At 41.1% G+C, this 20,353-nt stretch carries 22 protein-coding genes and 2 pseudogenes; 20 read left to right on the top strand and 4 right to left on the bottom strand.

The genetic code is table 11. The annotated features are described in order from the left end of the window. Positions 1-33: 33 nt before the first annotated feature. Complete coding sequence (locus AC6I9F_RS06100) at positions 34-1,803, top strand: N-acetylglucosaminidase (protein ID WP_498021097.1); 1,770 nt, start codon at positions 34-36, stop codon at positions 1,801-1,803. A 55-nt stretch (positions 1,804-1,858) separates the two neighbouring features. On the opposite strand, the gene pavA is transcribed toward AC6I9F_RS06100, so the two are convergent. Beyond that, positions 1,859-3,514, bottom strand: coding sequence for an Rqc2 family fibronectin-binding protein PavA (gene pavA, locus AC6I9F_RS06095; RefSeq protein WP_498021096.1), 1,656 nt, complete (start codon positions 3,512-3,514; stop codon positions 1,859-1,861). 104 nt (positions 3,515-3,618) lie between these two features. Between pavA and ybeY the strand changes: the two genes are divergently transcribed. The 19 genes and pseudogenes from ybeY to AC6I9F_RS06000 all read left to right on the top strand — a co-directional run bounded on the left by ybeY (position 3,619) and on the right by AC6I9F_RS06000 (position 18,117). After that, positions 3,619-4,116 (top strand): rRNA maturation RNase YbeY, encoded by a 498-nt coding sequence (gene ybeY / locus AC6I9F_RS06090; protein ID WP_000275156.1) that lies wholly within the window; start codon positions 3,619-3,621, stop codon positions 4,114-4,116. After that, positions 4,097-4,492 (top strand): diacylglycerol kinase family protein, encoded by a 396-nt coding sequence (locus AC6I9F_RS06085; protein WP_000378166.1) that lies wholly within the window; start codon positions 4,097-4,099, stop codon positions 4,490-4,492. The genes ybeY and AC6I9F_RS06085 overlap by 20 nt, the downstream gene beginning before the upstream one ends. 16 nt (positions 4,493-4,508) lie before the next feature. Continuing rightward, entirely contained in the window at positions 4,509-5,408 is a 900-nt protein-coding gene (gene era / locus AC6I9F_RS06080; protein WP_050208736.1) for a GTPase Era, read from the top strand. A 48-nt stretch (positions 5,409-5,456) separates the two neighbouring features. Further along, positions 5,457-6,281, top strand: coding sequence for a DNA-formamidopyrimidine glycosylase (gene mutM, locus AC6I9F_RS06075; RefSeq protein WP_498021086.1), 825 nt, complete (start codon positions 5,457-5,459; stop codon positions 6,279-6,281). Next, positions 6,281-6,886, top strand: coding sequence for a dephospho-CoA kinase (gene coaE / locus AC6I9F_RS06070; RefSeq protein ID WP_173262546.1), 606 nt, complete (start codon positions 6,281-6,283; stop codon positions 6,884-6,886). The genes mutM and coaE overlap by 1 nt, the downstream gene beginning before the upstream one ends. Then, a complete protein-coding gene (gene pmrA / locus AC6I9F_RS06065; protein ID WP_498021084.1) occupies positions 6,873-8,072 on the top strand; it encodes a multidrug efflux MFS transporter PmrA in 1,200 nt (399 codons plus the stop codon). Before coaE ends, pmrA begins: the two co-directional genes overlap by 14 nt. Beyond that, the gene (gene rpmG / locus AC6I9F_RS06060) at positions 8,072-8,221 is read left to right on the top strand and encodes a 50S ribosomal protein L33 (protein WP_001809104.1); all 150 of its coding nucleotides are present in this window, start codon (positions 8,072-8,074) and stop codon (positions 8,219-8,221) included. Before pmrA ends, rpmG begins: the two co-directional genes overlap by 1 nt. A 39-nt stretch (positions 8,222-8,260) precedes the next feature. Continuing rightward, positions 8,261-8,494 (top strand): preprotein translocase subunit SecG, encoded by a 234-nt coding sequence (gene secG, locus AC6I9F_RS06055; protein ID WP_000282517.1) that lies wholly within the window; start codon positions 8,261-8,263, stop codon positions 8,492-8,494. Positions 8,495-8,594: 100 nt separating this feature from the next. After that, the gene (rnr, locus tag AC6I9F_RS06050; protein ID WP_173262552.1) at positions 8,595-10,949 is read left to right on the top strand and encodes a ribonuclease R; all 2,355 of its coding nucleotides are present in this window, start codon (positions 8,595-8,597) and stop codon (positions 10,947-10,949) included. Then, positions 10,912-11,379 carry an SsrA-binding protein SmpB gene (gene smpB, locus AC6I9F_RS06045; RefSeq protein ID WP_001051750.1) on the top strand — a complete coding sequence of 156 codons (468 nt, stop codon included), beginning with the start codon at positions 10,912-10,914 and terminating at the stop codon, positions 11,377-11,379. The genes rnr and smpB overlap by 38 nt, the downstream gene beginning before the upstream one ends. A 14-nt stretch (positions 11,380-11,393) precedes the next feature. Further along, positions 11,394-12,254: pseudogene (gene tehB / locus AC6I9F_RS06040) on the top strand (SAM-dependent methyltransferase TehB). 119 nt (positions 12,255-12,373) lie between these two features. Continuing rightward, entirely contained in the window at positions 12,374-12,562 is a 189-nt protein-coding gene (locus AC6I9F_RS06035) for a type II toxin-antitoxin system HicA family toxin (protein WP_001122912.1), read from the top strand. 27 nt (positions 12,563-12,589) lie between these two features. Beyond that, positions 12,590-12,967, top strand: a complete 378-nt coding sequence (locus tag AC6I9F_RS06030) for a type II toxin-antitoxin system HicB family antitoxin (protein WP_498021074.1) — start codon at positions 12,590-12,592, stop codon at positions 12,965-12,967. Between the two features lie 78 nt (positions 12,968-13,045). After that, positions 13,046-13,999, top strand: a complete 954-nt coding sequence (locus tag AC6I9F_RS06025) for a competence protein CoiA (protein ID WP_498021072.1) — start codon at positions 13,046-13,048, stop codon at positions 13,997-13,999. An 18-nt stretch (positions 14,000-14,017) separates the two neighbouring features. Beyond that, entirely contained in the window at positions 14,018-15,820 is a 1,803-nt protein-coding gene (pepF, locus tag AC6I9F_RS06020) for an oligoendopeptidase F (RefSeq protein WP_498021070.1), read from the top strand. A 1-nt stretch (position 15,821) separates the two neighbouring features. Next, positions 15,822-16,535: an O-methyltransferase gene (locus AC6I9F_RS06015; RefSeq protein ID WP_498021068.1), complete on the top strand. Its 714-nt coding sequence runs from the start codon at positions 15,822-15,824 to the stop codon at positions 16,533-16,535. 66 nt (positions 16,536-16,601) lie between these two features. Continuing rightward, positions 16,602-17,543 (top strand): peptidylprolyl isomerase PrsA, encoded by a 942-nt coding sequence (gene prsA / locus AC6I9F_RS06010; protein WP_498021066.1) that lies wholly within the window; start codon positions 16,602-16,604, stop codon positions 17,541-17,543. Positions 17,544-17,851: 308 nt separating this feature from the next. After that, positions 17,852-17,947, top strand: a pseudogene (locus AC6I9F_RS06005) (IS630 family transposase); the annotation flags it as partial. An 11-nt stretch (positions 17,948-17,958) separates the two neighbouring features. Continuing rightward, the gene (locus AC6I9F_RS06000) at positions 17,959-18,117 is read left to right on the top strand and encodes a hypothetical protein (RefSeq protein WP_025173180.1); all 159 of its coding nucleotides are present in this window, start codon (positions 17,959-17,961) and stop codon (positions 18,115-18,117) included. A 278-nt stretch (positions 18,118-18,395) separates the two neighbouring features. Here the strand turns inward: AC6I9F_RS06000 and AC6I9F_RS05995 are convergent, their stop codons facing one another. Genes AC6I9F_RS05995 through AC6I9F_RS05985 form a run of 3 tightly spaced genes read right to left on the bottom strand, consistent with a single transcriptional unit; the run spans position 18,396 to position 20,328 of the window. Continuing rightward, positions 18,396-19,004 (bottom strand): histidine phosphatase family protein, encoded by a 609-nt coding sequence (locus tag AC6I9F_RS05995; protein WP_498021064.1) that lies wholly within the window; start codon positions 19,002-19,004, stop codon positions 18,396-18,398. Further along, entirely contained in the window at positions 19,004-19,486 is a 483-nt protein-coding gene (locus tag AC6I9F_RS05990) for an aminoacyl-tRNA deacylase (RefSeq protein WP_498021062.1), read from the bottom strand. Before AC6I9F_RS05990 ends, AC6I9F_RS05995 begins: the two co-directional genes overlap by 1 nt. Beyond that, on the bottom strand, positions 19,486-20,328 hold the full coding sequence (locus tag AC6I9F_RS05985; RefSeq protein WP_498021060.1) for a DUF368 domain-containing protein: 843 nt from the start codon (positions 20,326-20,328) through the stop codon (positions 19,486-19,488). The genes AC6I9F_RS05990 and AC6I9F_RS05985 overlap by 1 nt, the downstream gene beginning before the upstream one ends. Between the last annotated feature and the right edge of the window lie 25 nt (positions 20,329-20,353).

The raw sequence follows: 20,353 nt of genomic DNA, 5'->3' as shown, positions 1-20,353 counted from the left end.
CAATCTGTTCTTGATTTTTTATTAGTTTGTAATATGAATTTAGGAGAATTTTGGTACAATAAAATAAATAAGAACAGAGGAAGAAGGTTAATGAAGAAAGTAAGATTTATTTTTTTAGCCCTGCTATTTTTCTTAGCTAGTCCAGAGGGTGTAATGGCCAGTGATGGTACTTGGCAAGGAAAACAATACCTGAAAGCAGACGGCAGTCAAGCAGCCAATGAATGGGTTTTTGATGCTCACTATCAATCTTGGTTTTATATAAAAGCAGATGCTAACTATGCTGAAAATGAATGGCTGAAACAAGGTGATGACTATTTTTATCTCAAATCTGGTGGCTATATGGCTAAGTCAGAATGGATAGAAGACAAGGGAGTCTTCTATTATCTTGACCAAAATGGAAAGATGAAAAGAACTGCTTGGCTAGGAGCTTCCTATGTCGGTGCATCAGGTGCCAAAGTAATAGAAGACTGGGTCTATGATTCTCAATATGATGCTTGGTTTTATATAAAAGCAGATGGCCAGCACGCAGAGAAAGAATGGCTTCAAATTAAAGGTAAGGACTATTATTTTAAATCTGGCGGTTATTTGCTGACAAGTCAGTGGATTGATCAGGCTTATGTGAATGCTAGTGGTGCAAAAGTACAGCAAGGTTGGCTTTATGACAAACAATACCAATCTTGGTTTTACATAAAAGAAAATGGGAATCATGCTGATAAAGAATGGATTTTCGAAAATGGTCACTATTATTATCTAAAATCCGGTGGCTATATGGCAACCAATGAATGGATTTGGGATAAGGAATCTTGGTTTTATATAAAATCTGATGGTAAAATGGCAGATAAAGAATGGCTATACGATGCTAAAAGTCAAGCTTGGTACTACTTCAAATCTGGTGGCTACATGGCGAAAAATGAGACAGTAGATGGTTATCAGCTTGGAAGCGATGGTAAATGGCTTGGAGAAAAAGCTACAAATGAAAATGCTGCTTATTATCAAGTAGTACCTGTCACAGCAAATGTTTATAATGCAGATGGTGAAAAGCTCTCCTATATATCACAAGGTAGTGTTGTCTGGCTAGATAAGGATAGAAAAAGTGATGACAAGCTCCTGGCTATTACTATTTCTGGTTTGTCAGGCTATATGAAAACAGAAGATTTACAAGCGCTAGATGCTAGTAAGGACTTTATCCCTTATTATGAGAGTGATGGACACCGTTTTTATCACTATGTGGCTCAGAATGCTAGTATTCCAGTAGCTGCTCATCTTTCTGATATGGAAGTAGGCAAGAAATATTATTCGGCAGATGGGCTGCATTTTGATGGTTTTAAGCTTGAGAATCCCTTCCTTTTCAAAGACTTGACAGAGGCTACAAACTATAGTGCTGAGGATTTGGATAAGGTATTTAGTCTGCTAAATATTAATAATAGTCTCTTGGAAAATAAGGGAGCCACCTTTAAGGAAGCCGAAGAACATTACCATATCAATGCCCTCTATCTCCTTGCTCATAGTGCCTTAGAAAGCGACTGGGGACGTAGCAAGATTGCCAAAGATAAGAATAATTTCTTTGGAATTACAGCCTATGATACGACACCTTACCTTTCTGCTAAGACATTTGATGATGTGGATAAGGGAATTTTAGGTGCAACAAAGTGGATTAAGGAAAATTATATCGATAGGGGCAGAACTTTCCTTGGAAATAAGGCGTCTGGTATGAATGTGGAATATGCCTCAGACCCTTATTGGGGCGAAAAAATTGCTAGTGTGATGATGAAAATCAACGAGAAACTAGGTGGCAAAGATTAGTCCTATAATTGAATATGATTTGAGTATAAGCTAAAAATCCTGATTTCAAGTAAAATCAGGATTTTTTCATGGATGCGATTTTTTCTGGATCTGGTGTGACACGGAGAGTCTTTTGTCCTGTGTAGGTGACAAAGCCTGGTTTTCCACCAGTTGGTTTGTTGAGTTTCTTGACTTCAATCATATCTACCTGAACCAGATTTGACAGGCGACCTTGAGAGAAGTAAGCGGCCAACTCTGCTGCGTCTGTCTTGACTTCATCAGATGGGTCAAGATTGCCTGAGATGACAACGTGGCTTCCAGGAATATCCTTGGCATGGAACCAAAGTTCCTCCTTGCGGGCTATTTTAAAGGTTAGCTCTTCATTTTGAAGGTTATTGCGTCCGACATAGATGATGGTTTTGCCATCGCTTGCTAGATATTGTTCTGGTTTTTTGCGTTTCTGGATTTTCTCCCGCTGTCTTCTGCGGATAAAGCCAGTTTGAATCAATTCTTCACGGATTTCAGCGATTTCTTCCAGCCCAGCTTGGTTGAGGACGGTTTCTACACTTTCCAGATAGAGAATGGTTGCCTTGGTTTCCTCAATCAGATCAGTCAAGTATTTGACAGCTTCTTTTAATTTCTGATAACGTTTAAAATAGCGTTGGGCATTCTGGTTGGGAGTCAGAGCCTTATCAAGCGTAATCGTGATAGGTTGGTTGGTATAGTAGTTGTCTAGGATAACCTGGTCTTGGTCGTTAGGCACTTGATGGAGGAAGGTTGTTAGCAATTCCCCTTTTTGACGAAATTCCTCCGCATTGTCTGTCGCCAGTAACTCTTTTTCTTGTTTTTTCAGCTTATGGCGATTTTTTTGAAGTTCATTTTCAACACGACGAATGAGTTCACTGGCTTGCTGTTTGACGCGGTCGCGTTCAGCCTTATCCTTATAGTAGGTATCCAACAAATCAGAAAGACTGGCAAAAGGCTCTCCCACCTGATTTGCAAAAGGAACTGGACTGAAGGATGTCTCTGTCAAGCAGGGCTTGGTTTCTTGATTGAAAAAGTTTCGGAAAGTAGATAGTTTATCACTAACCAGTATGCTTTCCAATTCATTTGCCGTATCGCGTCCCAGACCTTGAAAGAGGCTTTGAAGGTTTTTAGCTGTCGTTTCCTGTGTTTGCAGGATTTCAAAGAGTTTCTCGTCCTTGATAGTAAAAGGATTGAGAGATTCCGTACTTGGCGGAGCGATGTAGGTCGACCCAGGAAGCAAGGTGCGGTAGCTATTTTGTGAAAAACCAACATGTTTGATAACTTCGAGGATTTTGTGGCTACTTTTATCAACCAGTAGAATATTACTATGTTTACCCATAATCTCGATAATCAAGGTAGCCTGGATATGATCTCCAATCTCGTTTTTATTGGAAACCGTAATTTCCACGATACGGTCATTTTCCACCTGCTCAATCGACTCAATCAGGGCACCCTGCAAATACTTTCTCAAAACCATGATAAAGGTAGAAGGTTGGGCTGGGTTTTCAAAAGTTGTTTGGGTCAGCTGAATGCGTCCAAAAACTGGATGTGCAGAAAGGAGCAGGCGATGACTTTGGCGATTGCTGCGGATTTGCAAGACCAACTCTTGTTCAAAAGGTTGATTGATTTTCTGGATGCGACCGTTCACTAACTCTCTTCGCAATTCCTCAACCATGTGGTGTAAAAAAAATCCGTCAAATGACATCGTTCTCTCCTTGTGATTGTATTCCATAGTATTATATCAAAAAGGTAGAATAAAATCATGGAAATGTGGTATAATAAAGCCAAGTAAAGAGAAACGAGAAGCACATGTATATTGAAATGGTAGATGAAACTGGTCAAGTTTCAAAAGAAATGTTGCAACAAACCCAAGAAATTTTGGAATTTGCAGCCCAAAAATTAGGCAAAGAAGACAAGGAGATGGCGGTTACCTTTGTGACCAATGAACGTAGTCATGAACTCAATCTGGAGTACCGTGACACCGACCGTCCGACAGATGTTATCAGCCTTGAATATAAGCCAGAGTTGGAAATTGCCTTTGACGAAGAGGATTTACTTGAAAATCCAGAATTGGCAGAGATGATGTCTGAGTTTGATGCCTATATTGGGGAACTGTTCATCTCTATCGATAAGGCTCATGAGCAGGCCGAGGAATACGGCCATAGCTTTGAGCGTGAGATGGGCTTCTTGGCAGTACACGGCTTTTTACATATTAACGGCTATGATCACTACACTCCGGAAGAAGAAGCGGAGATGTTCGGTTTACAAGAAGAAATTTTGACAGCCTATGGACTCACAAGACAATAAACGAAAATGGAAAAATCGTGACCTGATATCCAGTTTAGAATTTGCTCTCACAGGAATTTTTACTGCCATCAAGGAAGAACGCAATATGCGAAAACATGCAGTGACGGCTCTTGTAGTCATTCTTGCAGGTTTTGTTTTTCAGGTGTCACGAATCGAATGGCTCTTTCTCCTATTGAGCATTTTCTTGGTAGTAGCTTTTGAAATTATCAATTCTGCTATTGAAAATGTGGTGGATTTGGCCAGTCACTATCACTTTTCCATGCTGGCTAAAAATGCCAAGGATATGGCGGCTGGCGCGGTATTAGTGGTCTCTCTTTTCGCAGCATTAACAGGCGCATTGATTTTTCTCCCACGAATCTGGGATTTATTATTTTAAATAGCAAGAGGAAATTATGACTTTTAAATCAGGCTTTGTAGCCATTTTAGGACGTCCCAATGTTGGGAAGTCAACTTTTTTAAATCATGTCATGGGGCAAAAGATTGCCATCATGAGTGACAAGGCGCAGACAACGCGCAACAAAATCATGGGAATTTACACGACTGATAAGGAACAAATCGTCTTTATCGACACACCAGGGATTCACAAGCCTAAAACAGCTCTTGGAGATTTCATGGTTGAATCTGCATATAGTACCCTTCGCGAAGTGGATACCGTTCTTTTCATGGTGCCTGCTGATGAAGCGCGTGGTAAGGGAGACGACATGATTATCGAGCGTCTCAAGGCTGCTAAGGTTCCTGTGATTTTGGTGGTGAACAAGATTGATAAGGTTCATCCAGACCAGCTTTTGTCCCAGATTGATGATTTCCGTAATCAGATGGACTTTAAGGAAATCGTTCCAATCTCAGCTCTTCAAGGGAATAACGTCTCTCGTCTAGTGGATATTTTGAGTGAAAATCTGGACGAAGGATTCCAGTATTTCCCAGCTGATCAAATCACAGACCATCCAGAACGTTTCTTGGTTTCAGAAATGGTTCGCGAGAAAGTCTTGCACCTAACTCGTGAAGAGATTCCGCATTCTGTTGCAGTAGTTGTGGATTCTATGAAACGAGATGAAGAGACAGACAAGGTTCACATCCGTGCAACCATCATGGTCGAGCGCGATAGCCAAAAAGGGATTATCATCGGTAAAGGTGGCGCTATGCTTAAGAAAATCGGTAGCATGGCCCGTCGTGATATCGAACTCATGCTAGGGGACAAGGTTTTCCTAGAAACTTGGGTCAAGGTCAAGAAAAACTGGCGCGATAAAAAGTTAGATTTGGCTGACTTTGGCTATAATGAAAAAGAATACTAAGTAGAGGTGGGCTCATGCCTGCTTCTTGTTTTTACAGAAGGAGGACTTATGCCTGAATTACCTGAGGTTGAAACCGTTCGTCGTGGCTTAGAAAAATTGATTTTGGGAAAGAAGATTTCGAGTGTAGAAATTCGCTATCCCAAGATGATTAAGACAGATTTGGACGAGTTTCAAAAGGAAGTGCCTGATCAGATTGTTGAGTCAATGGGACGTCGTGGAAAATATTTGCTTTTCTGCCTGACAAACAAGGTCTTGATTTCCCATCTACGGATGGAGGGTAAGTATTTTTACTATCCAGACCAAGCACCTGAACGCAAGCATGCCCATGTTTTCTTCCAATTTGAGGATGGTGGCACGCTTGTTTATGAGGATGTTCGCAAGTTTGGTACTATGGAACTCTTGGCTCCTGACCTTTTAGACGCCTACTTTATTTCTAAAAAATTAGGTCCTGAACCAAGCGAACAAGACTTTGATTTACAGGTCTTTCAATCTGCCCTATCCAAGTCTAAAAAGCCTATCAAATCCCATCTTTTGGACCAGACTTTGGTAGCTGGACTTGGCAATATCTATGTGGATGAGGTTCTCTGGCGAGCTCAGGTTCATCCGGCTAGACCTTCCCAGACTTTGACAGCAGCAGAAGTGACTGCCATTCATGACCAGACCATTGCTGTATTGGGACAGGCTGTTGAAAAAGGCGGTTCCACCATTCGGACCTATACCAATGCCTTTGGGGAAGATGGAACCATGCAGGATTTTCATCAGGTCTATGATAAGGCTGGTCAAGAATGTTCACGTTGTGGCACCATCATTGAGAAAATACAACTAGGCGGACGTGGAACCCACTTTTGTCCTCAGTGTCAAAGGAGGGACTGATGGGAAAAATCATCGGAATCACTGGGGGAATTGCCTCTGGTAAGTCAACCGTGACAAATTTTCTAAGAAAGCAAGGCTTTCAAGTAGTGGATGCCGACGCAGTCGTCCACCAACTACAGAAACCTAGTGGTCGTTTGTTTCAGGCTCTAGTCCAGCATTTTGGGCAAGAAATCATCCTTGAAAACGGAGAACTTAATCGCCCTATCCTAGCTAGTCTTATCTTTTCAAATCCTGAAGAACAGGAATGGTCTAAGCGAATCCAAGGAAAGATTATCCGTGAGGAGCTAGCTACGTTGAGAGACCAGTTGGCTCAGACAGAAGAGATTTTCTTCATGGATATTCCCTTGCTTTTTGAGCAGGACTACGTCTCTTGGTTTGATGAGACTTGGTTGGTCTATGTGGACCGAGATGTCCAAGTAGAACGTCTAATGAAAAGGGATCAGCTATCCAAGGATGAAGCTGAGTCTCGTCTGGCAGCCCAGTGGCCTTTAGAAAAAAAGAAAGATTTGGCCAGCCAGGTTCTTGATAATAATGGCAATCAGAACCAGCTTCTTAATCAAGTGCATATCCTTCTTGAGGGAGGTAGGCAAGATGACAGAGATTAACTGGAAGGATAATCTGCGCATTGCCTGGTTTGGTAATTTTCTGACAGGAGCCAGTATTTCTTTGGTAGTGCCCTTTATGCCCATCTTTGTGGAAAATCTGGGTGTAGGGAGTGATCAAGCTGCTTTTTATGCAGGTTTAGCTATTTCTGTCTCTGCCATTTCTGCGGCGCTCTTTTCTCCTATATGGGGAATCCTTGCTGATAAATACGGCCGAAAACCCATGATGATTCGTGCTGGTCTGGCCATGACTATTACTATGGGAGGCTTGGCCTTTGTCCCAAATATCTATTGGTTAATCTTTCTTCGTTTATTAAACGGTGTATTTGCAGGATTTGTTCCTAATGCAACTGCCTTGATAGCCAGTCAGGTTCCCAAGGAAAAATCAGGCTCTGCCTTAGGTACTTTGTCTACAGGCGTAGTTGCAGGTACTCTAACTGGTCCCTTTATTGGTGGCTTTATCGCAGAATTATTTGGTATTCGTACAGTTTTCTTACTGGTTGGTAGTTTTCTATTTTTAGCTGCTGTTTTGACTATTTGCTTTATCAAGGAAGATTTTCAACCAGTAGCCAAGGAAAAGGCTATTCCAACAAAGGAATTGTTTACCTCAGTTAAATATCCCTATCTTTTGGTCAACCTCTTTCTGACCAGTCTTGTCATCCAATTTTCAGCTCAATCGATTGGCCCTATTTTGGCTCTGTATGTGCGCGACTTAGGCCAGACAGAGAATCTTCTCTTTGTATCTGGTTTGATTGTATCCAGTATGGGCTTTTCCAGTATGATGAGTGCAGGAGTCATGGGAAAGCTAGGTGACAAGGTGGGCAACCATCGTCTCTTGGTTGTAGCTCAGTTTTATTCAGTTATCATCTATCTCCTCTGTGCCAATGCCTCTAGTCCGCTTCAACTAGGACTCTATCGATTCCTCTTTGGCTTGGGAACCGGTGCGCTGATACCTGGCGTTAATGCTCTTCTTAGCAAGATGACCCCCAAAGCCGGTATTTCTAGGGTCTTTGCCTTTAATCAGGTATTCTTTTATCTGGGAGGTGTCGTTGGGCCTATGGCAGGTTCTGCAGTAGCAGGTCAATTTGGCTATCATGCAGTCTTTTATGCGACAAGCATTTGTGTTGCCTTTAGTTGTCTCTTTAACCTGCTTCAATTTCGAACATTATTAAAAGTAAAGGAAATCTAGTGCGAGTAAAAATTAATCTCAAATGCTCCTCTTGTGGCAGTATCAATTACCTAACCAGTAAAAATTCAAAAACCCATCCAGACAAGATCGAGGTTTTAAAGTATTGTCCCAAGGAAAGAAAAGTAACCCTACATCTTGAATCTAAGTAGATTTTATGGTAAAATAATAGGGATTTTAAGGAGTTTGATATGTATAACCTATTATTAACCATTTTATTAGTATTATCTGTTGTAATTGTGATTGCGATTTTCATGCAACCAACCAAAAACCAATCCAGCAATGTATTTGATGCCAGCTCAGGTGATTTGTTTGAACGCAGTAAAGCACGCGGTTTTGAAGCTGTAATGCAGCGTTTGACAGGGATTTTAGTCTTTTTCTGGCTAGCCATTGCCTTAGCATTGACGGTATTATCAAGTAGATAAGAAAATAATGGGCAGGACTAGGTCTTTGCCTCTTTTTATTTTTAAAGGATATTTGAGAAGGTTTTACAGTAAAAGAAAATAAAAAATCTAGAAAGAAAATATGAAAGATAGAATAAAAGAATATTTACAAGACAAGGGAAAGGTAACTGTCAATGACTTGGCTCAGGCTTTGGGAAAAGATGGTTCCAAGGATTTTCGTGAGTTGATTAAAACCTTATCCCTAATGGAAAGAAGGCATCAGATTCGTTTTGAAGAAGATGGCAGTCTGACCTTGGAAGTTAAGAAAAAACATGAGATTACTCTCAAGGGGATTTTTCATGCCCATAAAAATGGCTTTGGCTTTGTCAGTCTGGAAGGCGAGGAGGACGACCTTTTTGTAGGAAAAAACGATGTCAACTATGCTATTGATGGTGATACCGTCGAGGTAGTGATTAAGAAAGTCGCTGACCGCAATAAGGGAACAGCAGCGGAAGCCAAAATTATTGATATCCTAGAACACAGTTTGACAACAGTTGTCGGGCAAATCGTTCTGGATCAGGAAAAGCCTAAGTATGCTGGCTACATCCGTTCGAAAAATCAGAAAATCAGTCAACCTATTTATGTTAAGAAACCAGCCCTAAAACTAGAAGGAACAGAAGTTCTCAAGGTCCTTATCGATAAATACCCAAGCAAGAAACATGATTTCTTTGTCGCTAGTGTCCTCGATGTGGTGGGGCACTCAACGGATGTCGGAATTGATGTTCTTGAGGTTTTGGAGTCTATGGACATTGTCTCCGAGTTTCCAGAGGCTGTTCTTAAGGAAGCAGAAAGTGTTCCTGATGCTCCGTCTCAAAAGGATATGGAAGGTCGTCTGGATCTAAGAGATGAGATTACCTTTACCATTGATGGTGCGGACGCCAAGGACTTGGACGACGCAGTGCATATTAAGCCTATGAAAAATGGAAATATCGAACTCGGAGTTCACATAGCAGATGTTTCCTACTATGTGACCGAGGGTTCTGCCCTGGACAAGGAAGCCCTTAACCGCGCGACTTCAGTCTATGTGACAGACCGAGTGGTGCCAATGCTTCCAGAGCGTTTGTCAAATGGCATCTGCTCCCTCAATCCTCAAGTTGACCGCTTGACCCAGTCAGCCATTATGGAAATTGATAAACATGGTCATGTGGTCAACTACACCATCACACAAACAGTTATCAAGACCAGTTTTCGTATGACCTATAGCGATGTCAATGATATCTTAGAGGGCGACGAGGAAAAGAGACAAGAGTATCAGAAAATTGTTCCAAGTATCGAACTTATGGCCAAGCTCCATGAAACTTTAGAAAACATGCGAGTGAAACGTGGAGCCCTCAATTTTGATACCAATGAGGCGAAGATTTTAGTAGATAAACAAGGAAAGCCTGTTGATATCGTTCTTCGTCAGCGTGGTGTTGCCGAGCGCATGATTGAGTCCTTCATGTTGATGGCCAATGAAACAGTTGCTGAGCATTTTAGCAAGCTGGATTCGCCTTTCATCTATCGAATTCACGAGGAGCCAAAGGCTGAAAAGGTTCAGAAATTTATTGATTATGCTTCGAGTTTTGGTTTGCACATTTATGGGACTGCCAGTGAGATGAGCCAGGAGGCTCTCCAAGACATCATGCGTGCTGTTGAGGGAGAACCTTATGCAGATGTATTGTCCATGATGCTTCTTCGCTCTATGCAGCAGGCTCGCTATTCAGAGCACAATCACGGCCACTATGGATTAGCGGCTGATTATTATACTCACTTTACCAGTCCGATTCGTCGTTATCCGGACCTCCTTGTTCACCGTATGATTCGGGACTACGGCTGTTCTAAGGAAATAGCCGAGCATTTTGAGCAAGTGATCCCAGAGATTGCGACCCAGTCCTCAAACCGTGAACGTCGTGCTATCGAGGCTGAGCGTGAAGTCGAAGCCATGAAAAAGGCTGAGTATATGGAAGAATACGTGGGCGAAGAGTACGATGCGGTTGTGTCTAGCATCGTTAAATTCGGTCTCTTTGTTGAATTGCCAAACACAGTTGAAGGCTTGATTCACATCACCAATCTACCTGAATTTTATCATTTCAATGAGCGTGATTTGACCCTGCGTGGGGAGAAATCAGGAACAACCTTCCGTGTAGGTCAACAAATTCGTATTCGGGTTGAAAGAGCCGACAAGATGACGGGGGAAATTGACTTCTCTTACATTCCAAGTGAGTTTGATGTGATCGAAAAAGGCTTGAAACAGTCTAGTCGTAGTGACAGAGGGCGTGGTTCCAGTCGTCGTTCAGATAAGAAGGAAGACAAGAGAAAATCAGGACGCTCAAATGATAAGCGCAAGCATTCACAGAAAGATAAGAAGAAAAAAGGAAAGAAACCTTTTTATAAGGAAGTAGCTAAGAAAGGAGCCAAGCATGGCAAAGGGCGAGGGAAAGGTCGTCGCACAAAATAAAAAGGCGCGGCACGACTATACAATCGTAGATACGCTAGAAGCAGGAATGGTCCTGACTGGAACTGAAATCAAGAGTGTACGAGCTGCTCGAATCAATCTCAAGGATGGCTTTGCCCAAGTGAAAAATGGGGAGGTCTGGTTGAGCAATGTTCATATCGCTCCTTACGAAGAGGGAAATATCTGGAATCAAGAACCAGAACGTCGTCGCAAACTCCTGCTCCATAAAAAGCAAATCCAAAAGTTGGAACAAGAGACCAAAGGGACAGGAATGACCCTGGTTCCCCTTAAGGTCTATATCAAAGATGGTTATGCCAAGCTCCTTTTAGGTTTAGCTAAAGGGAAGCATGACTATGATAAACGGGAGTCAATCAAACGACGTGAGCAAAATCGCGACATTGCGCGCGTGATGAAAGCTGTTAATCAGCGATAAAAAGAGGAATGAAAATGGAAAAACTAATTGCCTATAAACGTATGCCCTTGTGGACTAAAGAAACCATGCCAGAGGCTGTTCAGCAGAAACACAATACCAAGGTTGGGACTTGGGGCAAGATTACTGTTTTAAAAGGAACTCTCAAGTTTATTGAATTGACAGAGGATGGTGAGGTTCTAGCTGAGCATCTCTTTGAAGCGGGGGCTGACAATCCAATGGCACAACCACAAGCCTGGCACCGAGTGGAGGCTGTAACAGACGATGTAGAATGGTACTTGGAATTTTATTGTAAACCTGAGGATTATTTCCCTAAGAAATACAATACCAATCCTGTTCATTCAGAGGTCCTAGAGGCTATGCAGACAGTAAAACCAGGGAAAGCCTTGGATTTGGGCTGTGGTCAGGGGCGTAATTCCCTCTTTCTAGCCCAGCAAGGTTTTGATGTGACAGCTGTGGATCAAAATGAACTGTCCCTTGAAATCTTGCAAAGCATTGTGGAGCAGGAAGATTTGGATATGCCTGTTGGTTTTTAAGATATCAATTCAGCTAGCATTGGGCAAGCTTATGATTTCATCGTATCGACAGTTGTTTTGATGTTTTTGCAAGCAGACCGCATTCCTGCAATTATCAAAAATATGCAGGAGCATACCACGGTCGGTGGCTATAATCTTATCGTTTGTGCTATGGATACGGAAGATTACCCTTGCTCTGTGAACTTCCCATTTACCTTTAAAGAAGGGGAATTGGCATACTATTACAAGGACTGGGAATTGGTCAAGTACAATGAAAATCCAGGCCATTTGCACCGTCGCGATGAGAATGGCAATCGTATTCAACTACGCTTTGCGACCATGCTAGCCAAGAAAATCAAGTAAACACACATGAAGATTAGGAAATTTCCTGATCTTTTTTCTTTTTTTACGAATAGATAAGATAGAAGAATTGACAAAAATACGCATTATAAGTATAATTTTAGCTAGAAAGGTGACCATACATGCCAATCACAGGTAAGGAAATGGTAAAATTAGCTCTTGCAAATGGATGGATTGAAGTTCGTAAGAGAGGAAGTCATCATCATTTTAAGAAAGAAGGGGTTCCCTATCTTGTCACTATTCCAGTTCACGGTAATGATGATCTAGGAAAAGGTTTAGAGAGAAAAATATTAAAAGATTTGGGATTGTAGTTGATTTGGAAATTGTGGAGGTGTATTATGCTAAAATCTTATCCTGCTATTTTTCATAAAGAAGGTACTGGATACTGGGTTGAATTTCCGGAGTTTCGAGGCGGGACTGAAGGAGCAACGCTTGAACTTGCAATGAAAAATGCTCGGGAAATGCTTGAGAGTGTTTTAGCTTCTTATATTGATGAAGGATTGGCTCTACCTACTCCTAGTGACATTTCTATGTTGAAGGCTCCCGATGGATTTGTGACTTTGATTCAGGTCAATCCCTTGCCTTTCGTAAAGAATAATAAAGCGATTCGAAAAAATGTTACGGTTCCAGAGTGGCTAGTCAGACTTGCGGATCGTGAGAAAGTGAACTATTCTGAAGTGTTGACACAAGCTCTTGAAAGTCGCTTGCAACTCTAAAATTATAGAGTGATGAAGATTAGGAATTTTCCTGATCTTTTTTCTTTTTTACGAATAATATAGAAAAGGAGGGAAATCATGTTTGTTGCGAGAGATGCTAGGGGAGAATTGGTAAATGTGTTAGAGGATAAGCTTGAGAAGCAAGCCTACACCTGCCCAGCTTGTGGAGGTCAGCTCCGTTTGCGGCAAGGACCAAGTGTCCGAACCCATTTTGCCCATAAATCCTTAAAAGACTGTGGTTACTCCTTTGAAAATGAAAGCCCAGAACATTTGACAAATAAGGAAGTCCTCTATCACTGGTTGAAAACAGAGACTGAGGTGCAATTAGAATACCCTCTTCCAGAGCTTAAACAGATTGCGGATGTATTTGTAAATGGCAATCTAGCTTTAGAGGTTCAATGTAGTCCCTTGCCTCAAAAAGTTCTTAAAGAGCGTAGTGAGGGTTATCGTAGTGAGGGTTACCAAGTACTGTGGTTGCTGGGTCAAAAACTGTGGCTCAAGGAGCGGTTGACTCGTCTGCAACAAGGGTTTCTCTATTTCAGTCAAAACATGGGCTTTTATGTTTGGGAATTAGACAGTGAAAAACAAGTTTTAAGACTCAAATACCTGATTCACCAGGATCTCCGTGGCAAACTCCATTATCAAATCAAGGAATTTCCCTATGGTCAAAGTAGTCTACTGGAGATATTACGTCTTCCCTATAAGAAACAAAAAATATCTCGTTTTACAGTTTCTCAAGATAAGGACATCTGTCGCTATATCCGGCAACAACTGTACTATCAAAATCCCATTTGGATGAGAGAACAAGCAGAAGCCTATCAAAAGGGAGTAAATCTCCTGACTTATGGACTGAAAGAATGGTATCCACAAATTCGACCACTAGTAGGTGATTTTTGCCAGATTGAGAAGGAGTTGACCAGCTATTATCAGTATTTTCAAATCTATTACCAAGAAAATCCTCAAAATGATTGGCAAAAGCTCTATCCACCAGCCTTTTATCAGCAATATTTCTTGAAAAATATGGTAGAATAGAAAGGATGGAGGAATCTAATGGTATTACAAAGAAATGAAATAAATGAAAAAGATACATGGGATCTATCAACGATCTACCCAACTGACCAGGCTTGGGAAGAAGCCTTAAAAGATTTAACAGAAAAATTGGAGACAGTAGCCCAGTATGAAGGCCATCTCCTAGATAGTGCGGATAGCCTACTGGAAATTACTGAATTTTCTCTTGAAATGGAACGCCAGATGGAGAAGCTTTACGTTTATGCTCATATGAAGAATGACCAAGACACACGTGAAGCCAAGTACCAAGAGTACTATGCCAAGGCAATGACTCTCTACAGCCAGCTAGACCAAGCCTTTTCATTCTATGAACCTGAATTTATGGAAATTAGCGAAAAGCAGTATGCTGACTTTTTAGAAGCTCAACCAAAGCTGCAGGTTTATCAACACTATTTTGACAAGCTTTTGCAAGGCAAGGATCACGTTCTATCACAACGTGAAGAAGAATTATTGGCTGGAGCTGGGGAAATCTTTGGTTCAGCAAGTGAAACCTTCGCTATCTTGGACAATGCGGATATTGTGTTCCCTTATGTCCTCGACGATGATGGTAAGGAAGTGCAGCTCTCTCATGGGACTTACACACGTCTGATGGAGTCTAAAAATCGTGAGGTGCGTCGTGGTGCTTATCAAGCTCTTTATGCGACTTACGAACAATTCCAACATACATATGCCAAAACCTTGCAAACCAATGTTAAGGTCCAAAACTATCGTGCCAAAGTTCGCAACTACAAGAGTGCTCGTCATGCAGCCCTAGCGGCTAATTTTGTTCCAGAAAGTGTTTATGACAATTTGGTAGCAGCAGTTCGCAAGCATTTGCCACTCTTGCATCGTTACCTTGAACTTCGTTCAAAAATCTTGGGAATTTCAGACCTCAAGATGTACGATGTCTATACACCGCTTTCATCTGTTGAATATAGTTTTACCTACCAAGAAGCCTTGAAAAAAGCAGAAGAAGCCTTGTCAGTCTTGGGTGAGGATTACTTGAGCCGTGTTAAACGTGCCTTCAGCGAGCGTTGGATTGATGTTTACGAAAATCAAGGAAAGCGTTCAGGTGCCTACTCTGGTGGTTCTTACGATACCAATGCCTTTATGCTTCTTAACTGGCAGGACAATCTAGACAATCTCTTTACCCTTGTTCATGAAACAGGTCACAGTATGCATTCCAGCTATACTCGCGAGACTCAGCCTTATGTTTATGGAGATTACTCTATCTTCTTGGCTGAGATTGCCTCAACTACCAATGAAAATATCTTGACGGAGAAATTATTGGAAGAAGTGGAAGACGATGCAACGCGTTTTGCTATTCTAAATAACTTCCTAGACGGTTTCCGTGGAACAGTTTTCCGCCAAACTCAATTTGCTGAGTTTGAACACGCGATTCACCAAGCGGATCAAAATGGTGAAGTCTTGACAAGCGATTTCTTAAATAAAGTCTACGCAGACTTGAACCAAGAATATTATGGTTTGAGTAAGGAAGACAATCCTGAAATCCAATACGAGTGGGCTCGCATTCCACACTTCTACTATAACTACTATGTATATCAATATTCAACAGGCTTTGCAGCAGCTTCAGCCCTGGCTGAAAAAATTGTCCATGGTAGTCAAGAAGACCGTGACCGCTATATCGACTACCTCAAGGCAGGTAAATCTGACTATCCACTTAATGTCATGAGAAAAGCTGGTGTTGATATGGAGAAGGAAGACTACCTCAACGATGCCTTTGCAGTCTTTGAACGTCGTTTGAATGAGTTTGAAGCCCTTGTTGAAAAATTGGGATTGGCATAAGATGGTTGAATCATATAGTAAAAATGCCAACCATAACATGCGTCGCCCTGTTGTCAAGGAAGAAATTGTGGACTTGATGCGTCAGCGTCAAAAGCAAGTCACAGGATATTTGAAAGAATTAGAAGACTTTGCCCGTAAGGAAAATATTCCCATCATTCCCCATGAAACGGTAGCTTATTTCCGTTTTCTCATGGAAACCATGCAACCTAAAAACATACTGGAAATTGGGACGGCTATCGGTTTTTCAGCCCTTTTGATGGCTGAACATGCGCCAAAGGCCAAGATTACAACCATTGATCGCAATCCAGAGATGATTGGCTTTGCCAAGGAAAATTTTGCTCAGTTTGACAGTCGCAAACAAATCACGCTTTTAGAAGGAGATGCGGTGGATGTCTTATCTACACTGACAGAGTCTTATGATTTCGTCTTTATGGATTCTGCCAAGTCTAAATACATCGTCTTTCTGCCAGAAATCCTCAAACATTTGGAAGTTGGTGGTGTGGTTGTCTTGGATGATATTTTCCAAGGCGGTGATGTTGCCAAGGACATTATGGAAGTCCGTCGAGGTCAGCGAACCATCTATCGAGGCCTTCAAAGACTATTTGATGCAACCTTAGACAATCCAGGGCTCACCGCAACACTAGTACCTCTGGGAGACGGCATTCTCATGCTTCGTAAAAATGTAGCAGATGTTCAATTGCCTGACAGCGAATGATTTTCAGAAAAATTTAAGAAAATATAGTAAAATAGATAGAGTAACACTTATCTCAAAGGAGTAGACATGAAGAAAAAACTATTGGCAGGTGCCATTACACTATTATCAGTAGCAACTTTAGCAGCTTGTTCGAAAGGTTCAGAAGGGGCAGACCTTATCAGCATGAAAGGGGATGTCATCACAGAACATCAATTTTATGAGCAAGTGAAAAGCAACCCTTCAGCCCAACAAGTCTTGTTAAATATGACCATCCAAAAAGTTTTTGAAAAACAATATGGCTCAGAGCTTGATGATAAAGAGGTTGATGATACTATTGCCGAAGAAGAAAAACAATATGGCGAAAACTACCAACGTGTCTTGTCACAAGCAGGTATGACTCTTGAAACACGTAAAGCTCAAATTCGTACAAGTAAATTAGTTGAGTTGGCAGTTAAGAAGGCAGCAGAAGCTGAATTGACAGATGATGCTTATAAGAAGGCCTTTGACGAATACACTCCAGATGTAACGGTTCAAATCATCCGTCTTGATAATGAAGATAAGGCTAAAGAAGTTCTCGAAAAAGCCAAGGCAGAAGGTGCTGATTTTGCTCAATTAGCCAAAGATAACTCAACTGATGAGAAAACTAAAGCAAATGGTGGAGAAATTACCTTTGATTCTGCTTCAACGGAAGTACCTGAGCAAGTCAAGAAAGCCGCTTTCGCTTTAGATGTAAATGGCATTTCTGATGTGATTACAGCAACTGGAACACAAGCTTACAGTAGCCAATATTACATTGTAAAACTCATTAAGAAAACAGAAAAATCATCTAATATTGATGACTACAAAGAAAAATTAAAAACTGTTATCTTAACTCAAAAACAAAATGATTCAACATTTGTTCAAAGCATTATCGGAAAAGAATTGCAAGCAGCCAATATCAAGGTTAAGGACCAAGCCTTCCAAAATATCTTTACCCAATATATCGGTGGTGGAGATTCCAGCTCAAGCAGTAGTGCATCAAACGAATAGTCCAAATCAATAAGTCAGGGAAAAAACTCGACTTCAGGAAAAAATGAAGTAAATCTTCCCACAATAAAACGCATAGTACAAGGTTTTCAATACCTGATATTATGCGTTTTTTGATTTTAAAGACTTTTTGACCAGCCTCATTTTTTTAACTTGCTACTCAGTGAAAAGCAAAGATTAAACTAGAAAGCTAGCTGTAGGCTTCTCAAAGAACAGCTTTGAGGTTGCAGATAAGACTTATGAGATCACCAACATATATAATGTGAAGCTGACGTGGTTTGAATAGACTTTAGAAGAGTATGAGTCTGGAAGTTTTAATGGATAATGCAAGATTCCATAGAATGGGTAAGCTAGAGTTCTTATGTGAAGAGTTTGGGCATAAACTTTTACCTCTTCCTCCCTACTCATCTTATACTCAATGAAAATCAAAGAGCAAACTAGGAAACTAGCCGCAGGTTGCTCAAAGCACTGCTTTGAGGTTGTAGATAGAACTGACGAAGTCAGCTCAAAACACTGTTTTGAGGTTGCAGATAGAACTGACGAAGTCAGTAACATATATACAGCAAGGCGACGTTGACGCGGTTTGAAGAGATTTTAGAAGAGTATTAGTATAGAAAAGTGAATCTGAAATAGTACATCACTGCTTCTAAAACATTCTTATAAATTGATTTAAATTCTCAAATCACATTATTCAGTTCTTATTTCATTTTGCTCTACAATTCTGTTGAGAAGACACGTGTTCATATCAAAAAGGTATTGGCAAGTTGCAATACCTTTTTACGAGGCTCTTTTGTCTTATTTTTGTTTCAACTGACTATATCTCCTATGGTTCTAGTTCAGAAGGCTAGGCTATAATTATGATTGATAAGAAGTATCATTCCAAGTATCGAGAGTGAATGTTTCAAAATCATGGGTTTCTAGAATTGTCAGGCTGGCATTTGCTAGACCGCCATCTTTACGAAGAAGTGGTTCTTTATAACCTAGAAGAGTACGAATACTGGCAGTAAGATTAGCGCCATGCCCGACAATTAGAATATGCTCAGCTGGACTATCTTTGAGTGATTTGATAAATTGGATGGTCCGTTGAGTTGTACTATAGAGGGATTCAGCTCCAAACATTTGAGTGTCAAATTGAGCAAGATTAGATCGGAAAGCTTTGATTTGTTGCGGGTAAATAGCTTCCAAGGTTGCGATTTTCAAACCTTCTAACTTCCCCAGTTGCTTAGGGACGCTTTCTAAAGGACAGGGAGTCTGGAGTTGACTTTGGATAATCTCAGCAGATTTGACCGCTCGAGGTAAATCACTTGAATAAATCTGATCAAAAGGAATGTCCTTGAGATACTGACCAAGTCGTTTTAGGGTTTCAATGGATTCAGGAAGAAGGGGAGAATCTCCACTAGCGCCTTGAAAACGACCTTCTTGGTTCCAGACAGTACGACCGTGGCGGACAAAGTAGAGTTTCATTACTTGCTGTCCTCCAAAATATCGGCAAAGTCTGCCTTTACAAAGCTAGCTAAGTCTTGTGGCGCGATGATAATGCTGTGACCGACCTCTCCTGCAGAAACAATCATTTGATTCAAGTCGAGAGCAATTTTATCGATAAAAATGGGATAATTGTGTTTCTGACGAATTCCGACAGGATTATTGGCTCCATGAATGTAACCAGTTGTTTTTTCCAAGTCCTTTTGTGGAATCATGCTCACTTTTTTATTGCCAGAAATTTTAGCTAGTTTCTTTTCCGACAAGTGTTGAGTGATAGGTACAATTCCGATAATCGGTCCTGTCTTGTCTCCCAGAAGCGCCAAGGTTTTGAAAATCTGATCTCGTCCATAACCTTGAGGCAGCTCTCCTTCCAGGGCATTGATTTGAATTCCCTGATGTGGGATACCTGCTTTAGACAGGATTTGTTCCACCAATGTTTTTTTGATTTTAACTTTTTTTGCCATTATTTATATTTATCCTCCAATTGACTCATCCAAATACCAAGCCAGATTCCCAGTGCAAAGAAGAAGGCGATGATGACATAACCGACAAGTGAAAGTCCTGTGTATTGGATACTTTCAGCGTTTCCTGCATTTGGAATCAAGATCAAAAGGGTACTTGATAGGACGATACCGATGATGAAATGATAGACGCGTGAGTGGTAGTTGTTTAAGGCATAATCCATCAATTTTGAAAAAGCGATGAGAGTGGCACCTGCTCCGATTCCAATCGGGAAGAAGGTTCCCAAGAGGTCAAAGGTTTTAAAACCAGTCAACATAGGAGCATAGAGACCCAAAATCAAAAGTAGATTTGATGGGCTGAGGCCAGGAACCAATACGCCAAGAGCTAGCAGCGCACCTGCTAGGACCAAATTAAGAAAGCTGGCACTTAAGGTTCCAACGACAAAATTTAAGGCATAGAGTCCTAATCCAGAAATGATAAAGGTTATCCAGAACCAAGCTAAATCAATCTTGTCTCGGTCAGATTCTCGAGTTGATTCTTTGAGAAGGCTAGGAACTGTACCAATGATGGCACCCGCAAAGCTCCATAAGACAAAGACCTGATAATTTTCAAGCAGGTATTCAATCGGATAGGAAAATAAGCCGATTCCCAGAAGCATACCAATCGCAACTGGAATAAAGTACAAAACATTTTCTTTAAAGTCTTTAAAAGGATGGGCCAGAAAACCAATCATTCGTTCATAAATTCCTAAGATTGCTGCTAGAACCCCTCCGGAAATTCCCGGTAGGATAAATCCAAGAGCAATGACAATCCCTTTAATAAGGCGTGCTAACCATGAGAGCATATAGTTCCTCCAACTATTTCTATTT

The sequence above is a fragment of the Streptococcus nakanonensis genome (genome assembly GCF_059738785.1).
This window is presented reverse-complemented; position numbering and strand designations above follow the sequence as displayed.